This is a genomic window from Dawidia soli, from assembly GCF_018598185.1.
Classification (GTDB): Bacteria; Bacteroidota; Bacteroidia; order Cytophagales; family Cyclobacteriaceae; genus Ohtaekwangia; species Ohtaekwangia soli.
Genome location: NZ_JAHESC010000049.1, coordinates 1 through 26,248 on the forward strand (window position 1 = coordinate 1; position 26,248 = coordinate 26,248).

General features: G+C 53.9%; 16 protein-coding genes. 9 read left to right on the forward strand and 7 right to left on the reverse strand.

What is annotated here, in order from left to right:
* From KK078_RS24895 to KK078_RS24910, 4 genes are all read left to right on the forward strand, one after another.
* The coding region (locus KK078_RS24895; RefSeq protein WP_254093045.1) for a hybrid sensor histidine kinase/response regulator transcription factor at window positions 1-2,324 on the forward strand (2,324 nt) is incomplete at its 5' end.
* Window positions 2,325-2,464: 140 nt separating this feature from the next.
* A complete protein-coding gene (locus KK078_RS24900; RefSeq protein ID WP_254093046.1) occupies window positions 2,465-5,653 on the forward strand; it encodes a SusC/RagA family TonB-linked outer membrane protein in 3,189 nt (1,062 codons plus the stop codon).
* 12 nt (window positions 5,654-5,665) lie between these two features.
* Window positions 5,666-7,276, forward strand: a complete 1,611-nt coding sequence (locus tag KK078_RS24905) for a SusD/RagB family nutrient-binding outer membrane lipoprotein (RefSeq protein ID WP_254093047.1) — start codon at window positions 5,666-5,668, stop codon at window positions 7,274-7,276.
* 77 nt (window positions 7,277-7,353) lie between these two features.
* A complete protein-coding gene (locus KK078_RS24910) occupies window positions 7,354-8,676 on the forward strand; it encodes an arylsulfotransferase family protein (protein ID WP_254093048.1) in 1,323 nt (440 codons plus the stop codon).
* Between the two features lie 94 nt (window positions 8,677-8,770).
* On the opposite strand, the gene KK078_RS24915 is transcribed toward KK078_RS24910, so the two are convergent.
* A complete protein-coding gene (locus KK078_RS24915; RefSeq protein ID WP_254093049.1) occupies window positions 8,771-11,107 on the reverse strand; it encodes an ABC transporter permease in 2,337 nt (778 codons plus the stop codon).
* Between the two features lie 419 nt (window positions 11,108-11,526).
* On the opposite strand from KK078_RS24915, the gene KK078_RS24920 reads away from it, so the two are divergent.
* The 3 genes from KK078_RS24920 to KK078_RS24930 all read left to right on the forward strand — a co-directional run bounded on the left by KK078_RS24920 (window position 11,527) and on the right by KK078_RS24930 (window position 14,912).
* A complete protein-coding gene (locus KK078_RS24920; RefSeq protein ID WP_254093050.1) occupies window positions 11,527-11,970 on the forward strand; it encodes an SRPBCC family protein in 444 nt (147 codons plus the stop codon).
* Between the two features lie 162 nt (window positions 11,971-12,132).
* A complete protein-coding gene (locus KK078_RS24925; RefSeq protein WP_254093051.1) occupies window positions 12,133-12,516 on the forward strand; it encodes a hypothetical protein in 384 nt (127 codons plus the stop codon).
* A gap of 110 nt (window positions 12,517-12,626) precedes the next feature.
* Window positions 12,627-14,912, forward strand: a complete 2,286-nt coding sequence (locus tag KK078_RS24930; RefSeq protein WP_254093052.1) for a preprotein translocase subunit SecA — start codon at window positions 12,627-12,629, stop codon at window positions 14,910-14,912.
* Here KK078_RS24930 and KK078_RS24935 read toward each other — a convergent pair.
* From KK078_RS24935 to KK078_RS24960, 6 genes are all read right to left on the reverse strand, one after another.
* A complete protein-coding gene (locus tag KK078_RS24935; RefSeq protein WP_254093053.1) occupies window positions 14,868-16,430 on the reverse strand; it encodes a hypothetical protein in 1,563 nt (520 codons plus the stop codon). The genes KK078_RS24930 and KK078_RS24935 overlap by 45 nt on opposite strands.
* Window positions 16,431-16,464: 34 nt before the next feature.
* On the reverse strand, window positions 16,465-17,409 hold the full coding sequence (gene lepB, locus KK078_RS24940; protein ID WP_254093054.1) for a signal peptidase I: 945 nt from the start codon (window positions 17,407-17,409) through the stop codon (window positions 16,465-16,467).
* Window positions 17,410-17,423: 14 nt separating this feature from the next.
* A complete protein-coding gene (locus KK078_RS24945; RefSeq protein WP_254093055.1) occupies window positions 17,424-19,268 on the reverse strand; it encodes an O-antigen ligase family protein in 1,845 nt (614 codons plus the stop codon).
* Between the two features lie 26 nt (window positions 19,269-19,294).
* On the reverse strand, window positions 19,295-19,717 hold the full coding sequence (locus KK078_RS24950; RefSeq protein WP_254093056.1) for a hypothetical protein: 423 nt from the start codon (window positions 19,715-19,717) through the stop codon (window positions 19,295-19,297).
* Between the two features lie 47 nt (window positions 19,718-19,764).
* Complete coding sequence (locus KK078_RS24955) at window positions 19,765-20,934, reverse strand: DUF4221 family protein (RefSeq protein ID WP_254093057.1); 1,170 nt, start codon at window positions 20,932-20,934, stop codon at window positions 19,765-19,767.
* 229 nt (window positions 20,935-21,163) lie between these two features.
* The gene (locus KK078_RS24960) at window positions 21,164-21,430 is read right to left on the reverse strand and encodes a hypothetical protein (RefSeq protein ID WP_254093058.1); all 267 of its coding nucleotides are present in this window, start codon (window positions 21,428-21,430) and stop codon (window positions 21,164-21,166) included.
* 256 nt (window positions 21,431-21,686) lie between these two features.
* Here KK078_RS24960 and KK078_RS24965 point away from each other — a divergent pair, with 256 nt between their 5' ends.
* Window positions 21,687-24,041, forward strand: coding sequence for an ABC transporter permease (locus tag KK078_RS24965; protein ID WP_254093059.1), 2,355 nt, complete (start codon window positions 21,687-21,689; stop codon window positions 24,039-24,041).
* Window positions 24,042-24,080: 39 nt separating this feature from the next.
* Window positions 24,081-26,045, forward strand: a complete 1,965-nt coding sequence (locus tag KK078_RS24970; protein WP_254093060.1) for a transglutaminase-like domain-containing protein — start codon at window positions 24,081-24,083, stop codon at window positions 26,043-26,045.
* Window positions 26,046-26,248: the final 203 nt, after the last annotated feature.

The following is a 26,248-nucleotide window of genomic DNA, read 5'->3' on the forward strand; positions in this document are numbered from 1 at the left end:
TGAGTACACCGAACGGACTGGCACGCGCCACCGTGACGGGCACCGCCATACCCGACCTGCGCGTACAGGTAGCGCGGTACGACGAGTCGGACGGACTGCAGGGTGCGCACTTCAACGAAAACGCCGGCGCCCGGCTACGCAGCGGCGAGCTGGTGTTCGGCGGCCTGAACGGGTTCAACATTTTTAACCCCGACAAGATCACGCCGAACGCCTATATCCCACCCGTGGTGATCAACGGCTTCGAGCTGTTCAACAAACGCATCGGCGTGGGCGAGCCGGTACACGACGGCGACCCCGTGCTGCCGCAGTCGATCACCGAAACCGCCACCATCACCCTACAACACCACCACGACTTTTTTGCGTTGCAGTTCGTGGCGCTGAACTACCTGCACCCGGAGAAGAATCAATATCAATACCGGCTGGAAGGATTCAACAAAGACTGGATCACGGCCGACCCGCACACGCGCAAAGCCACCTATACCAACCTCGACCCGGGCCGCTATACATTCCGCGTACGCGCCTCCAACAACGATGCCGCCTGGAACGATGTGGGCGCAGCGGTGGACATTGTGGTGGAGCCACCGTTCTGGAAAAGCGAGCTGGCCTTTGTGCTCTACGTCATCTTCCTGGCAGCAATCCTGCTTGCCGCGCGCAAACTCCTGCTGCTGCGCGAGCGGGCCAACGTGCGGCTGCAACAGGAGCGTGCCGAAGCACAGCGCATGCACGAGCTCGACCTGATGAAGATCCGCTTCTTCACCAACGTGAGCCATGAATTCCGCACGCCGCTGGCATTGATCCTGGCTCCCCTGGAGAAACTCACCCAGCAGGCGGACGACGGCCACGCGCGCCAGTTTCAGCTGATCCAGCGTAATGCACGCCGCCTGCTGAACCTGGTCAACCAGCTGCTCGACTTCCGCAAACTCGAAACACAGGGAATCCCCTATTACCCCGCCGCCGGCGACCTGGTGCAGTTTGTGCGCGAAACGACCTACAGCTTTTCCGATCTGTCGGAAAAGAAAGACATCCACCTGAGTTTCTATACCGCCCTCGAGCGGCTCGACACGTTGTTCGACCAGGATAAACTCGAAAAGATCTTATTCAACCTGCTGTCCAACGCCTTTAAGTTCACACCCGAGCACGGCCGCATCAGTGTGCGCCTCGATCACGCGCCGGGTGCAGACGATGCAACACCCGGTGTACGCATTTGTGTGGAAGACACCGGCATCGGCATTCCGGTGGAAAAGCAGGGCCGCATCTTCGAACGCTTTTTTCAGCACGACCTGCCCACAGGCATGATCAACCAGGGCAGCGGCATCGGGCTGGCCATCACGCGGGAGTTTGTGAAAGTACACGGCGGTACCATCAGCGTGGAAAGCGAACCCGAAAAAGGCAGCCGGTTTACCATTCTCCTGCCCCTGCAACCCATCCCCCAGGCAGGCACCGCCGCGCCGGTACCCGTTCCGTTGGCGGCCACGGCACCCGTCGCGATACCTATACCACAGCCGCCACGCGACGGCCGCAAACCCATACTCTTATTAGTAGAAGACAATCACGACTTCCGTTTTTACCTGCAGGACAACCTGCGCGAAGAATATACCGTGCTGGAAGCGTCTACCGGCACGGAAGGCTGGCATGTGGCCCTGGAAAGTATACCCGACCTGGTCGTGAGCGACGTGATGATGCCGGGCCTGAGCGGCACCGACCTGTGCCGCCGCCTCAAAAGCGACGAACGCACATCGCACATTCCCGTAGTGCTGTTAACGGCGCGCAGCTCGGAAGAGCAAAAGCGCGAAGGATACGCCACGGGCGCGAACGACTATGTGGTCAAACCCTTCAGCGTGGAAATATTGCAGTCGCGGTTGCGCAACATGGTGCGCCAGCAGGAAGCCACCCGGAAATCGTTTCAGCACTACCTGGCGGTGAAGGGCAGCGCGGTAAACATCACGCCGCTGGACGAAAAACTTGTGAGCAAGGCCGTGGCAATTGTGGAAGCCAACCTCGAAGACGCCGATTTTTCCGTCGAGGCCCTCAGCCACGAGCTGGGCATGAGCCGCATTCATCTCTACCGCAAGATCAGCAGCCTGACCGGCAAGACGCCCGTGGAGTTTATCCGGTCCGTGCGCCTGCAGCATGCTGCGCAGCTGCTGGAAAAGAGCCAGCTCACGATCGCTGAGATTGCCTACCGCGTGGGCTTCAATAACCCGAAGTATTTTACGCGGCAATTCAAAGACATGTACCACGTCGTGCCGTCCGAATATGCCATGCGCGGTGTTAAAAAAGACACACCCTTTTCCGGTGGCGGCTTCGCGCACGGCGTCTCCTGAAAATCTTCGATGTTACACGGTGTTTCCGGGCACATGTAACGACAGATCCCCTAAGATGTAACAATACGGTACCCCCTCCGCGCCGTGTGTGCCCTAGCTTTGGATACTCCGCACGAAGTATCCACCTTAACCTATATCCTATGAAGTATGTTTTACTAATCGTGTTCAGCATGGTGGCGGTCCTGCACGTCCGGGGCCAGTCCCAAACGGTCTCCGGCGTGGTCCGCGAAACCGAAGGCAACACGCCCCTGCCCGGCGTATCCATTCTATTAAAGGGCACCACCATCGGTACCTTTAGCGACGCAGAAGGCCGGTACGCCATCGATGTGCCGGCAAATGCCACCCTGGTTTTCTCTTTTATCGGCTACACCACGCAGGAAGTTGCGGTCGGTACACAAACGAGCCTCGACCTGTCGATGCAGCCTAACCTCGAGCTGTTATCGGAGGTGACGGTCACCGCCCTCGGCATCAAGCGCGAGAAAAAGACGCTGGGCTATGCCGTAGCCGACATCGGCAACGAAAACATCGCCGGCAACGGCGAGACGAACCCCCTGGCATCCATTGCCGGTAAAGTAGCGGGCGTCAACATCGCGCAGACAACCGCCGGCCCGACCGGCTCTACGCGTGTGGTCATCCGCGGCATCCGCGGGCTGAAGGACAACAGCCAGCCGCTGTACGTCATCGACGGCGTACCCGCGGTAAACTCCAACATCGGCAGCGCCAGTCAGTGGGGCGGCTTCGACCTGGGCGATGGTCTTTCCGACGTCAATCCCAACGACATCGAATCCATCAGCGTATTGAAAGGCTCTGCAGCCTCTGCCCTCTACGGCAGCCGCGCCCTCAACGGCGTGATCCTCATCACCACCAAAACAGGCAACCGTGGCAAGGGCATCGGCGTGGAATTCAACAGCGCCTTTACCCTCGACCAGATCTCCACCCGCCTCGACGAACGCCAAAAACGCTACGGCCAGGGCAACGACGGTGTATTTCCGACGGACCCGTTGCAGTCGCAAAACATCACGTCCAACTGGGGACCTTCGTTCGACGAAGAAACGGAGATCACCCAGATGGACGGCACCGTACGTCCCTACCGGTATCTCGACAACAACATCCAGGACTTCTTCCGCACCGGTAAAACCTGGATGAACACCGTCGCCGTGACCGGGGGCACCGAAAACACGAGCATGCGGTTGTCGTACTCCAGCATCACCAACGACGACATCATTCCCACCAGCGGTTTCGACAAAGACATCTTCGCGCTGCGGACCACCTCGAAGATCACCAAAAAGCTGACGGCCGATGCCAAGATCAGCTTCGCCGACGAGCGCGTAAAGAACCGGCCGGCCCTGACCGATGATGTCAACAACATCGGTAACGGCCTGCTGGGCCTGGCGGCTAACTTCGACCAGGAATGGCTGAAGAAATATCAGACGGAAGACGGCAAGTATATCAACTACACCGGCAATATATACCGAGCCAACCCGTACTGGACGATCAACAAAACGTTTAACGAAAGTCGGAAGCAACGCGTGGGCGGGCTCATCAACCTGAACTACGAGCTCAACGACATGTTCAGCATCAGCCTGCAGGGCGGCACCGACTTCTTTACATTCAAGCATGCCAATTTCTACGACAAGAACACACCGGCGATTGCCGGCGGCGCCCTGAATACGCTCGACCAGACAACCCAGGAAACCAACTTCCAGGGCATGCTGAACTTCAAAAAAGATCTGGGCACCAGTTTCAAAATCGGTGCCATGGCGGGCGCCAACCTGATGCAGCAGCGCAGCTATGGCGAAAACATCCAGGCGACGCAGATCATCCAACCCGGCACGGCCAACCTCATCAATTTCTCGGAGAAAAGGATTGTACCCTTTGATGCGCGCAAGGAAATTCAGTCCGTGTTCGGTTCGGTGAACCTGAGCTATAAGGAGTATCTCTTCCTGAACCTGCAGGGCCGCAACGATTGGGCCTCTACATTGCCGCGCGACAACTGGTCGTTCTTCTACCCCGCCGCCGACGTGAGTTATGTGCTGACCGACGCCTTCGACCTGCAGTCCAACGTGTTGTCGTTCGTAAAGATCCGCACCGCCTGGGGACAGGTAGGCCGCGAGCCCGATCCCTATAAAACCGGCTTTGCCTACGACCTGACGGGCCGGTCCATCAACGGTCAGCCCATGGGCAACATTCAGGGTGACATCATTCCCAACCCCAACCTGACGGCCGAGATCAAAACCTCCTTCGAGATCGGTGCCGACGTCCGGCTCTTCGGCGATAAGGTAGGCCTCGACTTCACGTACTACAACGAAGTGACAGACGACGTGCTGCTCGACCTCACGATTCCCCAAACCACCGGGTATAGCTTTGCCGCGCTCAATGCCGGTAAGCTCAGAAACCGCGGCGTGGAATTACTCATCAGCACCACGCCGGTCAACTTCAGCAATGGTTTCCGGTGGGACCTGAGCTTCAACTTCGCCCGCAACGTCAATGAAGTGATGGAACTGCACCCGCTGCTGGCCACGTTTACCGTGGCCGAAGCACGCTGGGCAGGTGCCACGGTGGTAGCCGAAAAAGGTAAACCCTTCGGCACGATCCTCGGCGCAGGCTTTTTGCGCGATGAAAACGGCAACCGCGTGTTCAACAGCAGCAACGGCGAGCCGATGCCTACCGCTACCCCCATTGCATTAGGCAACATCCTGCCCGACTGGACCGGCGGGATCATCAACACCATCTCCTACAAAGGCTTCCAGCTGAAGGCGGCATTTGATATCCGCGTGGGCGGCGACATCTTCTCGATGACCAACATGACCATGCACATGAACGGCTCACACGCCAACACCGAGGCGGGTCGCGAGTCGTGGAACGAATACCAGCAGGAACGTCGCGCCGCGCAACTGGAGGCTGAAGCCAACGGTGAAGTAGCGGAAGTGGACAACCCCGACAACGCGTACTATGTACCGCGCAACAACCGCGGCTACATCGGCGAAGGGGTGAACCAGGAAGGCACCCCGAACACCATTCCCATCAGTCCCGCCGCCTACTGGCAGAGCATCGGCAACAACATTCCCGAGCCGTTCATCTACGATGCCAGCTACGTCAAGCTCCGCGACCTGACCTTTACCTATACTTTACCGTCGTCCCTGCTGAAGGGTACGCCGTTCCGTTCGGTATCGCTCAGCGCCATTGGCCGTAACCTGTGGATCATCCACAAGAACACGCCCAACATCGACCCCGAGTCCACCTATAACATCAGCAACGGCCAGGGCCTGGAGTACGGCTCGCTGCCCACACGCCGCCGCTATGGTTTTAACCTGGTTGTAAAATTCTAACGCACCACCGACATGAAGAAACTATTGTATATACTGTTCATCGCCGTCGTCGCCCTGCAGGGGTGTACGGACGATTTCGAAAAACTCAACACCAACCCGGCCGGGTTCCCGGAGATTTTCCCGGGCATTCAACTCGCAAAAGTGCAGACGGACCTTTCGGGCCTGCGGGAAGACGTATGGCGCTATGACCTGGCCATCACATCGCCGCTGGTACAGCACCTGGCCGGATCGTGGTGGACGCAGCACGGCGGCCAGTACCGCGTGGTAGACAAAACACAGTGGTATACCTTGTGGGAAACCTCCTACCCGCGCGACCTGAAAAACATCCAGGACCTGGTAGACCGCACCGCGACCGACACCGCGCTGGTGAACATGCACGCCGCCGCTCGCATCATGCGTGTCTATATTTACGCGCGGATCACAGACCTGTACGGAGACATTCCGTATTCGGAAGCGATTAAAGGGTATACCGAAAAGATCTACCTCCCTGCCTACGACACACAGGAAAAGATCTATACCGACTTTTTTAAAGAACTCGAAGAAGCCGTGGGCGCGTTAGACGCGACGAAGGGCGCCATCGAAGGCGACCAGTTCCTGGGCGGCAACATCGACAACTGGAAACGCTTCGGCAACTCGCTGCGGATGCGCCTCGGCTTCCGCCTCACCAAGGTGGCGCCCGACGTGGCACGCACCCAGGTAGAGGCCGCCATTGCCGGCGGGGTGATGACCAGCAACAGCCACACCTGCCAGATGCGGCACGAAGCCATTGCCTACGTAGACGGCGAAAACCGTGGCAACGGCCGCTCGCAGGTATTCCAGTCGGAAGTAACGTCCGCGGGCTTCCGCCTCACCAACACCCTGGTGGATTATATGAAGGCAACCCGCGACCCGCGCCTGTATATCTACGGCGGCACCTATATGGCCAAACCCACCGAAGAAGAAGAGATCGACAACAGCGAAAACCTCGACCTGACGAAATACCTGCAGGAAGGCCTGGCGTATGGCGCCATGTCGTGGAACCTGTGGTTGCCGGTACAGGACATTACACAGGACGACGGCACCACGGTAGGCCTCGACGTAGGCCATCGCCGCATGCAGCCCAGCAAATACGTGGCCGCGCTGGACGCACCGTACTTTCACTTCACCTATGCCGAAGTAGAGTTCCTGCTGGCAGAAGCCGCCCTGCGCGGCTGGGGCGGCCAGACCGGCGTGCAAGAACACTTCGAAAAAGGCATCCAGGCAGCCTGTGAGCTGACATCCACATACCCCGATGCTCCGACCATTGTCCAGGATAGCATTGACGTACTGAAAGCACAATTCCTGCCCTTCCCGGCCGACGAAGACGAGCAGATGCGCGTGATCCACGAACAAATGTGGGTGAACTTCTTCCTCAACGGCCCCGAAGCATACGCCAACTACCGCCGCACCGGCTACCCGGAACTGGTGCCCTTCACATCGGTCGAGTGGTATACCAGCGGCACCAACGGCGTCATGCCCCGTCGCTTCTTCTATCCCGAATCAGAATCCGTGCAGAACCCCGAGCACTACCAGGATGCCGTCCGCCGCATCGGCGGCACCGACGACTGGCTGAAACGCGTATGGTGGGATTCCGAAAACGAATAGTACCAGGCCCTCTATAAAAATCGGGAAGCTCGTCGTTCCGCTGCGAACAGGGCTTCCCTTTTTATCTTACTATCCCTATGTATACCTTATACCGAACCTTGCCCCTCCTGCTTTTTGTGTTGCTGTTGACAGCCTGCCAGGATGACGACAACACGTCGGGTGTATCCGTCGCCCTGCACTCGGTCGCGACCGACGCAACGTCTGCCATGCAGGCGCGCGTACACGTAACGCTGACCATGCCGGGCGACGTGACGGTACATTACTGGCCGGCCGGAAACACCGGCGGTACCCGTACGGTGCAGTCCACCGCCAGGCGCGGCCATTCCATTCCGTTGCTCGGCCTGCAGGCAAACACCGCCTACGAATTCCGGATTATACCCGGCGGCACCGAGTCCGCTGCTGAAGAAGGCACTTTCACCACGCCATCGATTCCCCAACACGTAACCGACTTCTACAAAGAATCAGAAAACACGGTATCGCCGGCCGCCGGCGGCTGCTACCTCTTCGCCAGCATGACAAAGCCAGGCTGTCTGTACCTGGTGGACGGCAGCGGCAGGATCGTATGGTACCGCACCACACCCAACGTGATCAAAGCAGCGCGCATCGTGCAAAACAACACCATCATTACCCTCGAAGACAACACTGACAACGCCATGGGTGATGGCAACATCATTTTGCAGACGACGTTTGCCAACGACACGCTGTTCTACCAGGTAAGCGGCCGCAACGGCTTCGACCGCATCGCCCACCACGACGTGCAAGTGGCCGCCAACGGCGACGTGGTGATGATCACGAACGAAATGAAAGACGGGTACCCCGGCGACGGTCTGCTTGTGCTGGACTACCTGGGCAACAAAAAATGGAGCTGGTCCACCTTCGACGCCATGCCCCACATCAACCCCGAAAACTACCGGCAGCCCTGGGGCAACTCGCTCTTCATCGACACCGACGGCCACTACATCGTTTCCTTCCGCTCGCTTTGCCAGGTATGGAAGATCCACAACACCACCGGCGCCGTCCTCTGGACACTCGGCAAGAACGGCACGATCGCCTTGCCGGAAGGCGGCGAATTTTTGTACCAGCACTACGCCCACCGCAACGCCGACGGCGACATCATGCTCTTCGACAACGGCGACGCCAGCCGCCCGATGTCGCGCGTCCTCGCCTTCAGACTGAACGAGCTACAAACAGCAGCCACCCTTACACTGAACACACCACTCCCTACCGCGTTGTATACCAACATCATGGGCAGCGCCCTGCTCTTGCCGGATAAAAATATACTGGCCGCCAGCGCCGTGAACGGTCGGTTGGTGAGTTTGTCGCAGGCGGGCGACGTACAATGGCAGCTGAAAACGGCATCGCGGGTGTATCGGGTGGAGCATGTAGCGAAGCCGTGGTGACAGAAGCCCGGTATAAAAAAAAGCACACGTGATAGATCCACGTGTGCTTTTTTATGGAGCGTGACATCGAAAAGCAGAAGTTCCCGGTCTGTAACTATTCTGCGCGTAGCGCCTTCACCGGGTTCGTCCATGCTGCTTTGAGCGACTGGTACGCCATCGTTATCAACGCAATGCCTACTGATGTGACCCCGGCGATCGCGAATGTTGTCCAGTGGATATCAACATGGTACGCAAAACCCGACAACCATCGATTCATGGCATACAGGCTGACGGGTATTGTAATAATGTTTGCCATCAGGACGAGTTTAATAAAGTCTACTGAAATCAGCGTAACAACACTGCTAACCGATGCACCGAGAACTTTACGCACGCCGATCTCCTTTGTTCGTTGTTCCGTGGCAAACATGACAAGACCGAACAGGCCGAGACATGAAACGAAAATGGCAATACACGCGAAGTAGTTGAAGAGCCTGCCGGTACGTTGTTCGGCTGTATATAAATGATCAAAATCGTCGTCGAGAAAGGAATATTCGAACGGATGATCGGGAGCAAATTTGCTGAATGTGCGTTCAATCGCGGCGATGCTTTCCTGCGCATTGGGACCGTTGAGTCTTGCGTAAATTTTCCCGTAGCCTATATCGTTGAAGATCACCAGCGGCTCAATTTTTTCGTGGACGGATTTAAAATGAAAATCCTTGATTACGCCGATAATCTTGCCCTTCTCACCCCAGCGCTTGTTCACCGGATCTTCAATTCCCATTTGGCGGATGGCTTCTTCGTTCAGGATAACCGCAGAACCGTCGGACGCAATGTCACTGGAAAAATCGCGACCTTCCACCATCTTGATTTGAAACGTTTCCACAAAGTCAGGATCGACCGCCAGGGTATGGAGCAACACCTTTTTGTCAGACGTTTTGCCCTCCCACTCGAAGTCTGCTCCCGAACTCGCCACATACGTGAGGTTATTGCTGGAGATTGTCACCGCTGAAACGCCTCCTGTTGCGAGTAGCGCTTCTTTAAAGTCCTTAAATTTTTCGCGGTCAGGTAAGGGAGTGAAACCAACCACATTCTGCTTTTCAAATCCGAGCTTTTTGCTGCGGATGAAGTTGAGCTGATCGAAAACAACGATCGTGCCCGTAATGAGGAGGATCGAAATACAAAACTGCGCGGTCACTAAGATCTTTCTGAACATGACGGCACCCCTGCCTGTTTTGCTGGTTCCCTTCAACACGCTCACCGTGTTAAACCCGGAGAGAAAAAACGCAGGGTAGCTGCCTGCGATGATGCCGGTCATCAGTGTGACGGCAGGTAAGGTCAACAACACCACGCTGGAGGCAGGGTGGAATTCCAACTGTTTTCCTGATACCAGATTAAACGCAGGAAGAAGGGTTTCAACTAAAACAAGCGCGATACCCAACGCAATAAACGACAAGACAATGGATTCGAACAAGAACTGCCGGATCAATTGAGATCGTTGTGCGCCGATTGCTTTTCGCATTCCGACTTCTTTCGATCGCTGCGCGGATTTTGCGGTCGAAAGATTCATAAAATTGATACACGCGATCAGCAGGATAAATATTCCGGCAAAGGAAAAAATATAGACATATTGAATGTCGCCGTGCCCACTGACATCGGCAGTAAAGTTGGAATGCAGGTGGATGCTGGTCAGTGGTTGCAGGAAAAGGTCGACTTTGTACGTAACATTCTGTTTTTGCAACACGCCGCGTATTTTACCTGTCATCGCTTCGTGATCTGTTTCCGGGCGCAGCATCACATAGGTATAACCGTTGTTCGAATTCCAATTTTGTGGAAATGTCCATCCGAATCTTTTGTACGCGTCATAGTGAACCAGGTAGTCAAACTTCAGGTGTGACATTTCAGGAACGTCGTGCAACACGGCCGAAACAGTGAAGTCATTGTTATGGATCCGAAATACTTTGCCTATTGGATCTTCATTTCCAAAATACTTCTTAGCGAGTGATTCTGTTATGACCAGGTCCTCCACCTTCGAAAGCGCTTTTTTGGCACTTCCTTTCGCGAATGTGTAGGAGAACATATCCAGGAAAACCGGATGAACCATCATCCCCGAATGATAGAAAGCCAGTTCATTGCTTTGAAGCATGAAGGTAATCGGCATGAGGTGCGTTGCACTGACAACGTCCGGAAACGTTTCCTTTAAATGCGGGCCGAGTGGGCCCGGTGTTACCGCCACGGGAAATACTTCATTGTTGGCATAGTATTGATTTTCAACAACGCGGTAGAGCTGATGAGCCCGATCATTAAAGCGGTCATAGCTAAGCTCGCTCTTGACCCAGAGAAATATGAGTATGAAAGCCGTAAGGCCTATTGCCAGGCCCGCTATGTTAAGCGACGAATATACTGCATCTTTGCGAATGGCCCTGAGCCCTATAGTGATGTAATGACTGATCATATATCCTCGGTTAGTTTCCCCTGGCGATCAAATAGTCTGCCAGAAACATGTCCGGAGCGTTTAATACACCGATTGGCCCGGGATCACCGATGTAAGCGTTCGATTGCAATACACTCATCGTTCGATTATGGGATTTGTCCGGATGCCGACAATCCTGGCCATTACACATGCGCCTCGCCTTCCGGTTTATTCTTCATCTCGGTGCATCCTGCCCATAGAAGAACACACATCACATGTGCCAACGGAATTCGTATCATTCGCATGTTATCGGGATCTACTGGTTAAAGTTGAAAATTGTCATTTCGCAGGATAATTGCAAATGCCTGAGCAGCGTCCAAATCACCCCCTAACGTTGTCTGTATCCCCCATCTCAGGAGTCCGGTTCAGAAAATACCTTTGATCAAAAAAACATCAAACCCATGGCAGACATCTTACACCGGGTCGGAATCCGTGCGTCGGCAGACGCGGTTTACCGTGCCCTTACCACACAGCAAGGCCTGGCCGGCTGGTGGACCTCCCAAACAAAAGGCGACGGCGACCAGGTCGGCAAGATCATAGAGTTCCGCTTCGGCGCAGGCGGTTTTGATATGCGCGTAGTCACGCTTACACCACCCATGTTCATTCGTTGGGAAGTTGCCACCGGCCCGGAAGAGTGGCTGGGTACCACCATCGAATTTGAGTTAAAACAAGACGGAGAATATACTATCGTGCTGTTCAAACACCTGGATTGGAAAGAACCGGTGGAGTTTATGCACCACTGCAGCACGAAATGGGCGATCTTTTTGATGAGTCTGAAATCGCTTGTCGAGTCGGGTAAGGGAAATCCCGATCCGCACGACGTGAAGATCGATAACTGGAACTAACAGTACCGGGTCGCGATGTTGTACCCGGCGCCGGCTGAGCCTCCCGTAAAACCGCTCCATTTTGTCAGGGCACGCCTGCCAGTGGTAAGATGCCGGCTGTCATTTTGCCCCGATTTCCGCCGCTATAAAACGTGGTAAGATCCTTGAAGGCTGATCCCTGCCATGGATCTACTGACACGTCCACATGCCACGACTGCTTCCATCGCCCGCAGGTTGATCCTGCTGGTGCTGGTAGCCGGCGTGATCGATCCCAGCCCGGGTTATGGCCGCCCGGTGTTCCATCGCATAGAAGCTCTTTTCCAGGCGGCGCATCGGCATACGGCATCGTGCGCCGTCGCTATACCGTCGGCGCTCGCCGGCAATAACGTCTTTAATGACCATTCGCCATCTACTGGCGTAGAGCGGTACAGCATTCCATGCACGAAGCTAAACACCGGCCGGATCAATACCCGGGCCTTATCTTCTCCTTGTATTACCACCACGTCGTTTAATATTCCCCATCAAAATGCAGACGACGATGAACCGTGCGTCACTACCTTGATGTAGCGCCCGTCCTTTCTTTTTCGCCGTCCTATATAAAGATCTTTGGCCGCTGCATCTGCCGTCGCACGCGCGACGCCTGAAACGGACAATTTATACCATTCACTGTATGCAACATGAAAGTGACCCAAACGATCAAAACCTTTTTCCATAAATTCAAACAGACCACCGTTACCGATGACCTCGGACCCTACGAACGCACACTGCAGCAAACGCTGGAGCATGCCGACGGAATACTCTATAAAACCGATGCCGAACTGCGACAGCTCACCGACGACATCAAAGCCAGGATCCAGGCAGGCGAAGCGCCGGACGCGCATATGCCGCGGCTGTATGCCCTGGTAATAGAAGCCTTCAAGCGCACCCTACACATGACACCCTATCGCGTGCAGGTGATGGCGGCCATCGCCCTGCATGAACGGAATGTGGTCGAGATGCAAACCGGCGAGGGCAAAACGCTGGTAGCCGTGATGACAGCCTGCCTGAACGCACTGGCCGGCAAAGGTGTGCACATCCTGACGTTTAACGATTACCTCGCCAAACGCGACGCACACTGGATGCGCCCGGTATATACATTCCTCGGGTTGTCCGTGGGGTATATCCAGGAGAATATGCCCGTGGCGGAGAAACGCCGCGCCTATCGCAGCGATGTAACGTATGCCACCGCCAAGGAAGTAGGCTTCGACTACCTGCGCTCCTGCATGGCGTATACACCGGACGAAGTGATCTTGCGCGATTTTCACTATGCAATCGTCGACGAAGCCGACGCGATCCTGATCGACGAAGCCCGCAACCCGCTCGTCTTTGCCGGGACGATGGCGGGGCTGCCCGTCGATCACCTGCAAATTGCGCGTTACGTGTCGGGCCTCACGCCCTACCGTGATTTTATGCTGGATGAATATGCGCGCAACGTCTTCCTGACCGACCACGGGATCGGGAAGACGGAAGCATTTTTTGCTATACCGAATCTCTACGACGACGACCATCACCACCTGCTCATCGCCGTGAACCTCGCGCTGCAGGCCAGGACCATGCTGCGCAAAGATGTTGACTATATCCTGGAAGACGGACGAATAAAATTAGTCGATGAATTTACCGGCCGGGTGGTAGAAGATCGAAAATGGCAGAACGGACTACAGGCGGCCGTAGAAGCGAAGGAAGGATTGGCGGTGGCGTCGGAAGGAAGTATCCTCAACGCAATCTCGCTGCAGCACCTGATGCAGTGCTACCCCAAGGTCTCGGGCATGACGGGCACCGCGCAGCACGCGGCCGAAGAGTTTGCCGGTTTCTATGGCCTGGGGGTTAGTATCATTCCCCCGCACAAGCCCCGCCGGCGCATCGACTATCCCGACAAGATCTTTACGCACAAAGCGGCAAAGGTCAGGGCCATCATAGACGAAGTGCAACGGGTCCATCAAACGGGCCGCCCGATCCTCATCGGTACATTGACGGTAAAAGAATCGGAAGAGCTGCAGGCGGAAATGCAGCGACACGGCATTGCCAGCACGGTGCTCAACGCCCGGAACAACGAGTCGGAAGCAGCGATCATCGCGCAGGCCGGTCTGCCGGGCGCGGTGACGATCTCCACTAACATGGCCGGGCGCGGCACGGACATTTTGCTGGGTGGCACGGACCAGCACGCAAAAGATACAGTCGTAGCGTTGGGCGGCTTACACATCATCGGCACCAACCGGCACGAAAGCGTGCGCATCGACCAGCAGCTGAAGGGTCGCGCCGGGCGACAAGGCGACCCGGGTTCGTCACAATTCATCATCAGCATGGAAGATGACCTGATGGTAAAGTACGGTCTGAAGAGCTTGTTGCCGGAGCCGCTCCGGAACCTCCGTCAGGACGGACCGATAGGCCATGCGACCATCGCCCGAAGCATCGCCCAGGCGCAGCGGATCATCGAAGGGCAGTTGTATGAGATCCGTCTCAACCTGCACCAGTATGCGCACTTTACCGAACGGCAACGCACGATATTGTTCAACCGGCGGCAGGATATATTTGTTTCAGCCGAAAGTCCCACGCGGGAGTATAAACTGCTGCAACACGACCTGCTTTGGTCCTACTATATGAACGATATAGCAGCGCTACGCGAAGGAATTCACTGGCAGCGCATGGCAGGAAAAAATCCGCTGCACGAATTTCACAAGAGCTCGGATGCGATGTTCCGCCAGTTGATGACAGACCTGGAAGACAAGCTCGACAACGCACACACCCTCGATGTATCGGAGCTTCAGCGCAAGCGCCCATCGTCCACGTGGACATACCTGGTCAACGACAATCCCTTTAAAAGTCCGTTCGTGCAACTACTGGGGAACATCGGGTACCAGGTCGACCTTTTAGCAGGGCCGCTATTGATGATTCTGCGGATGTTGGGATGGGGCAGGCGGAAGTAGGCCGTTGCCGAGCGGGCGCATTTCAAAACCACTGCCCACCTGGAGGTAATCGTAGTTAAGCTCCATGGCATTGTGATAGTGCCGGATGGAAGGATCCGCGTGCCGATAGAACTGAAATACGTTGCCGATAAAAAAATCGTCGCGTGTTTGGATCGCGCCGATCGTGTGTCGATGGATAAAATCGAGCACAGGAGAAAAATTCAAAAAGTGGGCAGAATTCTCTCTATACCGGTCGTTGAGCATAAAATAGCCGGCCGTTACCTGCCTGCCGGACATACCATTGACCCGCCACAAAATACCCTGGACGATGACCAGGTTTACGATCAACACGCCTGCTACACCATACCGCACGTAGGCGCGCTCGGAAACAAGGTGCAGGCTGATGTATAAAAACAACAGGACACCGGCTATCAACAGATATCGCATGGAAGGTATTGCGGTGTAGACATTCAGCAGACCCAGGTATACAATCAACACATAGGTCGCCGGAGAATTTTTGTAGAGAATGTCTTTTACGAGCAAATAGTATAATAACCCGACGAGAAGGCAACCGGTTACCAGCAGGTACACGCCCCACGCGAGGGGAATCTGGTACGATAAAATATGAAACAGGACGATCTTCTGACTATAGATCTTGACCAAAAGAGCGCCATGAAATTTTGAAAAACTTAAAAAGCATACCACCAACAGCGCAATCTTAAACGCTTCGTGCACCGACGTGGCGGCTATGCGGCGCAGGAGCCTACCAAAAGCACCGGCCAGTGTATGCAGCAGAAAACACTCCGCCACGATCAGAAGAAACGGCAGCAAAAAAAACATGCGCCCGAGCCGGTGCCAGACAAGGTCGGCGCGCAAACAAAGATAGAGCAGGCCACTATTGAGCACGGCCAGAAAGAGGGCTGCCACGGCGGCGGGCATGGTCTCTGAAGGGGACTCTTTACCAAAAAGGGTCCAGACGACGATCCCGACCCAGGCGGCGAGCGGGAGGCATGAAAAAATGATATGATTATACCCGCCCAGTAAGCAGACGGACAGAAACACAAAGCACCACGCGCGGCCGCCGGACGTGTACACCTGATATCCCGAAACCAGAAAAAGACTGGTAAATAAAAAATTAAAAGAACACACCTCCCAACTGATCTTGCCATACAAAAGATAGAATGCGGATTGCCCGAAAAACAGCAGAAAAAAAAGAGCGGTTGACGGAGCGTACCGTTTTCGAAGAAACCAGACCACGATAGCCAGCGCAAAAATATTGAACAGAATGCCGGGCATGCGCAATGCCACTACATCAATACTAAAAAGACGAAATGCGGCGGCATTGGCCAGCGATTGTAACAAGCCGGTATAGGTCACGATGCCATACGGCCGCGAAATACCTTGCTGAAGTATCTTGATGCCGTCCAATCCGCCCCACGCTTCGTCGCCATGCAAGCCGATGGTCTCCACGTAGGTCAACCAGTACAGCGCGATGGTGCCCAGCAGCAGCACACAGGCGGCGTCTATCCATCTTTTCATTTTAACATTCTCCATGCTCTATGATGCATCACACCTACTTTAACGGACAAAAAAAGCGATTCCAGCGAATATGGTTTGTTTGCCGATCTTTGGAGAACAACACGCGGGCAGCCTTGCCGATGACATTCTGCTCGGGAACGAACCCCCATTTTCTGGAATCTTCAGAATAACGACGATTATCGCCCAGCAAAAAATAATAGTCGTATTTGAACGTAAACACGGAGTCGGCCACGCCGTTTATGAGAATAGTATCGTTCACGACTTCAACAGAAGCGCCCTCGTACCGGTTGATGATATTTATATAGTACGGCAGCGCACGCTTGTAACGATGCAGGTTTATGCTCAAATCCCTGCTGGGCACCTGCATGGCCTTTACATCGTTGCTTTCATTTTGCAGGTAGGGACTCAGACGCAGATGCCTTTCGCCACCACGGCGGCGCAACAACCTGGCGGTATCGGGATGCAGGCTGTAGGGATATGCCTGATCGGCTGCTGTATCACAGCCCGGATAGTAGTATCCATACTGGTACCGGATGGTTTCCGGATCCTGGGCCGGCGCGCCGTTAATAAATAACTGGTCTGCCGATACCTCCACGATATCGCCCGGCAGGGCCCTGCAACGTTTTACGAGCACGGTCTCATCGTCCCACGGGCCCTCGAAGACCATGATGTCGTCTCTTGAAACTGATGCGTGCGACAGTCTGTTGTACCCCCAGTGAGTATCTCTGAACCAGGGAAAAACATGTTTGTCGAGCGCAAACAAATTAAACCAAGGAATCTCCAACGGGCTTCGCGGCATACGGGCGCCGTAGGAAAGCTTATTCACCAAAATGTAATCGCCCACGAGTATACACTGCTCCATGGATGCGGTGGGTACGTGGCGTAAATCCACGACAAAGAGTTTTATACCGACGGACAGAACAACAACCAGGAAACCCCAGAAAAGCCACCTTCTCCATTTTATAGTATATCTGTTCATTTGTTTCCCCTCTTTTATTGTTCGTTTATAGGTTGGTGCGCGTTCGTTTCAATGAGCCGGGCCATCTCCGCCTTGATCTCGTCGACGGCTTGGGAGGGAACTTTTACGGACATACTCATGATCTGCCGTGCGACGGTCAAGGCCCGTTGTTCCTCGCCCATTTCCAGGTATAGTTTTGCCAGCAAGTATCGCGGGTAGAACTTATGCGGTATGAGGTAGACGGCATTTTGATAGGACTGCTCGGCCTTGGCAAATTGTCCCGTCTCCTGATAACAAAGCCCCAGCGCGTTAAACAAATAAGGATCAGCGGTCAATGTTGCCGCATGCTGCAGCACGGCTATTCCCTCGGTGTAACGCCCCTGAAGCGCCAACGTCTGACCGTACTCAAACATAAACTGACCGTTGCCGTGCAAGGCCGGCTCGAGGGCCTGCATAAATTTCAGGGCGCGGGGGTAGTCTCGATACTCTTTCAAAAACGAAGCGGTCTTCCAGTCGCGCAGGGCCCGGTACTGAATGCACAATTTCCACGTGACCGCGACGATCAACGTAGCCATTGTCATCGCGAATAACGCTCTGGCCACAGCACCCGGCGCCCACCGAAATGAAACACCGGCACGGGCGTCATCTGTACACGAGAGTATACTCATAAAAATATACAGGTTCAAAAAAACGGGCGTAACCGAAAACGGGTAGGAGAAAAAAGAAAACGCCACAAGACCGGCCACCCCGCTCAGCGCCGTGGTGCGGAGGGGCGCGGCGGGATCACCACGATCGCAGTATTTGAAATGTTCGCGTATGGCGGAAACGAGGATACCGACAAAAAGCGTCAGACCGAAAAAACCTTTTTCGGCCGCTATAAAAAGAAACTCGTTAAACGCATATTCACCCTTGCCGGCGGTCATGACCTCATCGGCAGCGGCATGTGGGTTGTCGCGAAAATAGGCCCGTTGATAGTGGCCAAAGTGGGGTGTGTACTGATCCAACCCGACGCCAAAAACGGGATTATCGCGAATTACCTGCCACGTTATTTTCCAAATGAACATTCTTCCCACCGACGAATCGCGCTTCCATTGGAACAACGCTACGGATAAAAATACAATCACAGTGACCAAAATACACACCGCCACCCGGCCGGGCCGTAGCCTGGCATAACCTGCCAGGAACACGGCAGCGGCCACCACGAGTGCAATCCACGCCGCCCGGCTGAGCGTGGCAGGAAGAACGACTAGGATAGCCAACCCGGCAGCGACGGCCAGGTAGCGAAGCGCTGTGCACCGCATTGAAATATAATACGTGCCCAACGCCAGCGGAAAAACAGAAACCAGGTAGGCGGCGTAGGCCGCAGGGTTAAAAAAGGTGCCTGTTACCTGGAAATATGCGTGGTAACGATCCAAAAAACCATAGAGCTGGAGCAGACCGAACAGTGCTTGAAACAACGCTGTTGCCAGCAGAAAAAACAGTACCGCGCGATACTTCTGAAAGTCGCGCAGCAGCACCTTGTTTACATAGAAAATACCGGAGGCGAAGACGAGCTCCAGGAACCGAACATTATACCACGACGCCTGCGGCGTATATAGTAACCTGACGAATGTGTAGAGAACATAGGCCGCCACCAACCCATCCGTTGCCGACAGCGCGAGCACCACGGGTGACCGCCGGACGAGGAATGCCACGCAGCATACTACCATCATGCCCGCGGAAGTCCACAGAAAGCCGTAGCTTTTCCCTGTAATCGCCCCATCTTTGAGCACGGGCAGCACGAGCACCGAGGCGATGATCACCACACAAAACGAAGCCACGGTGAGATACCGGACAAGAACACCCGGCGCCATGCTCTTCTTATCGGACGTGCTGACCATCTATTTACTTCTTGCCGTACCTGAAACTACTTATGCAGCATGCCTAACTTCAGCAACGACTGATAATTATTCATATCGATGGTAATGACACCGTCTTCGGAGGGAATAAAGATCAAGGGATAGATCGTTCGCACGCCGGACCGGTACATCTCATTATTTTCATCGAGCAAGATCCTGTCATCCTCCATCTTTTTCGGGAACCCCATTTGCAAGCGAAAGATCTTCATGGACGAGATCTCGGTAAAGACGAACCTGGTGCGGCTATCCTTGCGCTTGATATCCTCAAAAAAGAACTTGGTAGCCTCGCTGATACATTTATCACATCCGGTGGTGGGGATGATCAGATAGATATTGTTTACATCGCCTACGTCCTCGCGCGCATTGATCTTCAGGATCGCAGCACGCAACTTTGCCGGCAGGTCATCACCCTTCTGACACGACGTGAACATACACACTAATAGCATGACGCAGAAAAAAGAAGCTTTGCGGCTATTTTTCATGGTTGCACATCCATCAGTTTAAACACGCCAAACACCAGCTTACTATCATCTGCTTTGGAAGCCTCCCACTTGGCGAGGTGCAGTCCGTCGGGAGCGACAAAAAACATTGTTTCGGTATAGGAGAACCGGGGCAACAGCGTCTCGCCGATCTTGGTGAAATTGTGATCGAGGATGATGATGGACGCATGCTTCACGCCACTCTTATCGGGGTCGTTAGACGCCAGGTCGTCGGCGGAGATGGGCTGCAGGGCGATTCGATAATACAAATTCTGATAGGGGTCGAAAATAACGCCCTGGTACGACGGCGTGCTCAAATAATATTTCAAGCGTGCATCGGCGTCGGTTTCGGTAGCACGCCAGGAGGGAATATCGCTAAAAAATTGACTGGCGGCATTATGCGGCGTGGGCGCCGCGCTGAAATCTGTTTCATAGAGCCGATGATCGGCCGCAAAGCTGAAAATAAACTTTTCGGTCGACGGGTTGAACGTATAATAGTATTGCGAAAGATAAGGGCCCCAGACACCGCCTTTATAGCTTTCGGGGTAGGACAGCGCAGCGCTGATCTTTTGGGTTGTGAGGTCGACGATAGACACCAGGTTGTCGGAGGCAAAATCGGTAAGCTCCGAAAACGGATCAATGCCCGGCACATCATGGCCGCCGGCGTAAAGCTTGTCGCGATGAATAAACAACGGCCTTGTGGTCAAGCCTTCCGAAAAAAACCTGAGGTTGTTGGAATTCATCACGTGACCGTCGCGGTTAAGCAATAGCAGGAAAAAATCCTTATCTGCCAAAACATATACCGAATCCAGGCTTTTAACCACAAATGACTGCACTTTGCCGGCCTTGGCCAATGCCTCTTTTTCCAACGCGAGCCGATGATGTACCTTACCGTCGGCGTACCCATAAAAATAGAGCGTGTTGGTATAGGAATTCAGTAAACACAGATACTGATCGCCGTTGGCATCTTTATAGAATTGCAAACAGCCCGTGTAGTACGGGGTTATGCTATCGAGCTCGAACGATTTTATGCCTACCTCGACAAGTGTTTTTGAAAATGCCGGACCACCGGCGCCGGCAGTACGGGATTGGTCCTTCTCCGGCTGGCAGCAGCTTAAACCGAAGACGACTGTTAAAAGAAAAGACACCTTTGTTATTGCGTTCTTCATAGTTATTAAAACAATAGTTTTTCAGCCTACCCGGACTGCACACTATAAACATGCAGGGGTTAGCGATTGCAAGCGCTACGATTGGGCTACGATTGGTTTGGACAAAATCATTCCACGCACCTTAGACACGGGCGCGGTATGCCTTTCATAAAACAAGTGATTTAACTCAAGTGTATTGCAATGGCACGGGAAGTACCATTACAATACAACAACTCTGCAAAATGTCGCGTTACTTAGGACAGTCCGTATTGGACGACGACGCGGTCTTACATTCGCAGGTCTGATTTCCGTTTACCGTAATTCTCCAGCATTGCCCGCCTTTGCCGGATTCGCAGTTGCAATTTTCGCCCAGCGCCTCAGAGGAAGCGAGCAAACTGAGGGTTACACTGTTGTCTTTTGGAGTTGCTTTTGCGCTGATGTTGCCATTGAACGCGATAACCATGGCGAGGGAGAGAATGCCGAGGGCTACGAGAATTTGTTTACTAACTTTTTTCATAACGATTTTGGTTTTGTTATGCCTAAAATATAGAAAGTAAATATATGCACCAAATTATCTGTCGCGGCCACACTTTTCCGGAGTAAATTTTTATACTCACAACGACCGGAATGCATGCTTTTTGAGCCATGTGTGCAATGTTTCCCCAAAACTACAATTTACCCGTCGTCGTATTTTTTTCAAAAACGAGCGTATAGCGGCGGAGAGGTAGTATTTTTCTATCTTTATAACCGGCTTTTTAACCCCCGTACGGACCATGGATATACTCCTTCATTTGATGAGGTTGACGCTCAGAAACTTTGTTAAAAACAAATTTTATTCCATTACGATCATTGCAGGCTTTAGCATTGCCATCGCCATTTGCTACCTGATCGTGGGGCTTCTCGTCCATGAAAACTCGATCGACGGATTTCACACCAGGAAGGACACGATCTATCGGGTACTGATGAAAGACCCGATCACCTACGGCACCAGCTACACCACGTACCACGAGCTCTATGAGAAACTTCAGACCGATTACCCGGAGGTAAAGCTCGTGTCGCATGTGACGTACCAGGGATGGCATACTATAAAAGCGGGAAAGAACAAATTCCAGGAAAAACGACTTCTGTACGCCGACACAAACTTTTTCAAGTTATTCGATTACGAAGTACTTCTGGGCAACCGGGCATCGGCGCTGTCGGATCCGCATGCGGTCGTTCTCACGCAAGCGACGGCCGGCAAATACTTCGGCACCCAGGACGCGGTGGGGCAAACGATTCAGGTAGACGACCAGCCCTATACCGTCACGGCGATCGCGGCCGATGTGGCGGGGACCTCGCATCTGCAGTTCGACATGCTGCTGCCGGCGGCCGTCCTGCCCGAAGCCGTCAACCCCCTGCAGGGAGCGGGCTTCACCTATATCGTGCTGACCAGCCCCGGTGACGCCAATGCGCTGACGGACAAACTGAACGCAAACGTGGAAAGCGTATTGTCGTGGAAATTTGCGACGCCGCAGACATCGGTATTCCAGCTCCAATCGCTGAAAGACTGCTACTTCAGCGACGTACAGTATGGCGAATCGTCGGTACTGCTCTCGCAGGACCGGACGTTTCTTAGCCGCTCGGGGCTGGCGATCCTGATCATCGTATTTATCACCACGTTCAACTTTGTCAACTTTTCGCAAGCCCGGGCTTTATTCCGGTCAAAAGAAATTGTCGTGCTGAGCATCTTTGGAACCGGCAGGGGTATTGTAATGCTGCAATTTGTGATCGAGGCCGCGCTGTTGTGTGCGATAGCCTTTGTCATAAGCCTGATCCTCATACTTTCGACGCTGTCGTTCTTCAACGACATTACGGGAATTGCCCTCGACCTCCAGTTCCTGTTCAGCCCGGCCCTGCTGGGGATGATCGGGGGAATGGTTCTGCTGATGAGCGTTGTATTAGGGTTTATCACCTACTTTCTCTTTGCACAGGTTCATGACGACAAGCTGCTGAAAAGTACGGTTACGCTGAAGCCGGCTTATCTCAAAGTCCTGAACGGGCTCATCATGATCCAGATTTGCACGTCTATAACGCTGATGCTGCTGAATACGGCGATCTGGAAACAAATGAACTTTATCAGCAAACAAACCGTAGGCTCCGTTACCGAAAGCATCCTCGAGATCAATTTGCTGGACCTTCCGCCAGGGGTAAATCCTACCGTCATTAAAACAGATCTTCAAAAAAATCCGGAGGTCATAGGCGCCTCTGTTTGCATGGGCATTCCGTTAGAGGGACGGGCGACGCATGGCATGGAGGCCGACGGAAAAAAAATGGACCTCAACCTGATCATCGGCGACCTGGACTATGTAAAAACGATGGGTTATGAGATCGCCAAAGGAAGGGATTTTATGACGCTGGCCGACACGAGCTATATGTTGTTAAACGAAACAGCGATGAAGATCTATGGCATGAACGACAACTTCGAGTCGGAAGACCAGTATGCCCCTAAGAATGTCATCGGCGTGGTGAAAGATTTTCATTTCGAATCACTGCGCGAGCAAATCGAGCCGGTGAATATTACCCTTGTGAACCCGCGGGAAGTATCGGCCTGGGGAGCATCCAAACTGCTTGTGCGGACGTATGGAGATTCGGACGACATACTCCGGAAGCTGCGAACGCAGTGGGCCGCGCTTTTTCCCGACGTGGCCTTCGACTATTCCATATTGAAGGAAAAATACCACGCCATTTACGCAAAAGACCAGGGGCATGCCACCTTGCTGATGGTGGGTAGTATAGCCAGTACGATCATTACGCTGGTGGGCCTGATCGGGGTATCGCTGTACACGACGCACCGGCGGTCGAAGGAGATTGCGATCCGCAAAGTGTATGGAGCCTCCAGCAACACGATCCTGCTATCGTTTATCAGACAAATAACGACCTGGACGCTTATCAGCGCCGTGGCGGCGGTGCCGGTGGCGATGTATTTCATCGAAGAATGGATGAGCGGTTTCGTGTACCGAACGACAGTAGCCTGGCAAGACTATCTGAAAGTGATCGCCGGTGCCGTGCTGTTGATAACCCTTGCCATACTGTATCAGGTCACGCTATCGTCTTACAAAAACCCGGCAAAAGTTTTGCGCAATGACTAACGATCGTTGCTGCTATCGTTACATTCAATCAACCATTATATGACCGTTACCAAGCACATTCAATCGGCGCTGACCATTTTGAGCCTGACATCGCTGCTATCGTGCAACGACACCCCCGAAAACGTACAGCTGGCATTGGCGCAAGCCGGCGAACACCGTACGGAGCTGGAACGGGTGATCGAACATTACAGCCACGATGCGGCCGACAGCCTGAAGTTGAAAGCCGCCTACTTCCTGATCGGGAACATGGAAGGGTATCATTATTACCAGGGCGAGACGCTGGACCGGTATCACGATTTTTTTGATACGGCCATAGCGTTGCACACAAAATGGCCCGGCATGGATATCAATCCCCTGGGCGATTCGCTTCGCGATGTCTATGGCCCGGCGACGACGGGCAACGTAAAAATCCTGCCGGACCTGCAAACGATACGCGGTGAATATCTGATCAATAACATTGACCATGCCTATAAGGCGTGGCAGGAGCAGCCCTGGTGTAAGCATGTAACATTCGACCAGTTCTGCGAATTTATATTACCGTACCGCATCGAGAACGAAGATCCTTATGCGTTTGATCGTAACACGATCTATGATCAATTTGATACATTGCTGAACCCGGTTCGCCGGAACGGGGGCGGCGCGATGGCCGCCTGCCTGACGATCAACCAGGAGCTGAAGAAGGGCATGTGGGTGTTTACGAATGCACTGGAAAGCCTGCCCCATTTTGGTGCGAAAACGATCCTGGAAAAACGGGTGGGCGTATGCCGTGAATATGCCGACCTGGCCTTATACACCATGCGGGCCACAGGCATACCGGTGGCGATCGACTTTACGCCGCAGTGGCCCTTTCGGAGCCTGGGACACAGCTGGAATGTGCTGTTGGCTGAAAATGGTAAAAAGATCATGTTCCTGGGCATCGAGTCTGACCCCGGGCAGCCGCACAAGGCCGATCACAAAAAAGCAAAAGTATATCGCAATACGTTCGCTATACAACCTCAAAGCCTGGCGAAAACAGCGGGTGATACCGACATACCACCGCTGTTCCGGAATGCGCGATTCATCGATGTATCGGATGAATATTTCGAGGGCAAGGATGTAGAGATCGAACTCGACAACGTGGAAGAACAGGACACCTATGCCTATATATGTGTGTTCGACAACCGGAACTGGGTGCCGATCCATTGGGGAAAAATCACGGATGGCAAGGTAGTCTTCACAAAAATGGGACGGGATATCGTCTACCTTCCGGCATATTACAGGAAAGGGAAGATCGTACCGGCCGCGTCTCCATTCCTACTCACGAACGAAGGAGAGGTGAAGACGCTGGACGTTTCACCCGGTGAACGACAACAGATGACGTTGTTGCGGAAATTTCCGATACTGACGATACGCGAACGCATGGTACGCGTGGCGGGGGGAAAATTCCAGGGCGCCAATCGCCCCGACTTTAAGGATTCGACAACGCTGTTTACCATATCACGGCCCGACATCTTCTACCAGACTGTCGACATTTCAACGGAAAAGAAATTCCGGTACCTGCGGTATCTCGCGCCGCGCAAGAGCAACGGCAATATTGCCGAAATAGAGTTCTACAGTGCAACCGACAGCCTGCATCCGTTAAAAGGAGAGATCATAGGAGATGCAGAAGTCTGTGGTCCTGCCAACGGGCGGGAGACCGCAATGGATGGAGATGTGCTGACGTTCTACGACGCGCGTAAGATAGACAACGCCTGGGTGGGAATCGATATAGGGGCTGCGCGAAGAATAAACAAGATCCGTTATCTCGCCACCAATGATGGGAACAACATCGTACCCGGCGACGACTACGAGCTGTTTTATTTTAAAGACAAAGGCTGGCGTTCAGCCGGCCGGCAAGTGGCAACCGACTACGCATTGATTTTCGATCGCGTGCCGTCGGGAGGGCTGTACCTTCTGCGCAACTATACGGAAGGCAAAGAGGAAAGAATCTTCACGTATAAAAACGGGCAGCAGGTTTGGTGGTAGGATCGTGAATTAAACATGGTGATTCTGGCAGATTTGTATCGCCACCGCATTTAACATTCCCCATCAACATGCGGACGAGGATGAGCCGTTCGTTATTATGCTGATGTAGCGCACGTCCTTTCATTTTTCTTCGTCCCACCCTGTATAATGATCTTTGGCCGCATCGACAAGGCGACCCGGGGTCATCACAATTCATCATCAGC

What these genes read in the sequence shown, in the direction of transcription:
- KK078_RS24900 (WP_254093046.1), top strand. Translation starts at nt 2,465, where the DNA reads ATGAAGTATGTTTTACTAATCGTGTTCAGCATGGTGGCGGTCCTGCAC.
- KK078_RS24905 (WP_254093047.1), top strand. Translation starts at nt 5,666, where the DNA reads ATGAAGAAACTATTGTATATACTGTTCATCGCCGTCGTCGCCCTGCAG.
- KK078_RS24910 (WP_254093048.1), top strand. Translation starts at nt 7,354, where the DNA reads ATGTATACCTTATACCGAACCTTGCCCCTCCTGCTTTTTGTGTTGCTG.
- KK078_RS24915 (WP_254093049.1), bottom strand. Translation starts at nt 11,107, where the DNA reads ATGATCAGTCATTACATCACTATAGGGCTCAGGGCCATTCGCAAAGAT.
- KK078_RS24920 (WP_254093050.1), top strand. Translation starts at nt 11,527, where the DNA reads ATGGCAGACATCTTACACCGGGTCGGAATCCGTGCGTCGGCAGACGCG.
- KK078_RS24925 (WP_254093051.1), top strand. Translation starts at nt 12,133, where the DNA reads ATGGATCTACTGACACGTCCACATGCCACGACTGCTTCCATCGCCCGC.
- KK078_RS24930 (WP_254093052.1), top strand. Translation starts at nt 12,627, where the DNA reads ATGAAAGTGACCCAAACGATCAAAACCTTTTTCCATAAATTCAAACAG.
- KK078_RS24935 (WP_254093053.1), bottom strand. Translation starts at nt 16,430, where the DNA reads ATGAAAAGATGGATAGACGCCGCCTGTGTGCTGCTGCTGGGCACCATC.
- lepB (WP_254093054.1), bottom strand. Translation starts at nt 17,409, where the DNA reads ATGAACAGATATACTATAAAATGGAGAAGGTGGCTTTTCTGGGGTTTC.
- KK078_RS24945 (WP_254093055.1), bottom strand. Translation starts at nt 19,268, where the DNA reads ATGGTCAGCACGTCCGATAAGAAGAGCATGGCGCCGGGTGTTCTTGTC.
- KK078_RS24950 (WP_254093056.1), bottom strand. Translation starts at nt 19,717, where the DNA reads ATGTTCACGTCGTGTCAGAAGGGTGATGACCTGCCGGCAAAGTTGCGT.
- KK078_RS24955 (WP_254093057.1), bottom strand. Translation starts at nt 20,934, where the DNA reads ATGAAGAACGCAATAACAAAGGTGTCTTTTCTTTTAACAGTCGTCTTC.
- KK078_RS24960 (WP_254093058.1), bottom strand. Translation starts at nt 21,430, where the DNA reads ATGAAAAAAGTTAGTAAACAAATTCTCGTAGCCCTCGGCATTCTCTCC.
- KK078_RS24965 (WP_254093059.1), top strand. Translation starts at nt 21,687, where the DNA reads ATGGATATACTCCTTCATTTGATGAGGTTGACGCTCAGAAACTTTGTT.
- KK078_RS24970 (WP_254093060.1), top strand. Translation starts at nt 24,081, where the DNA reads ATGACCGTTACCAAGCACATTCAATCGGCGCTGACCATTTTGAGCCTG.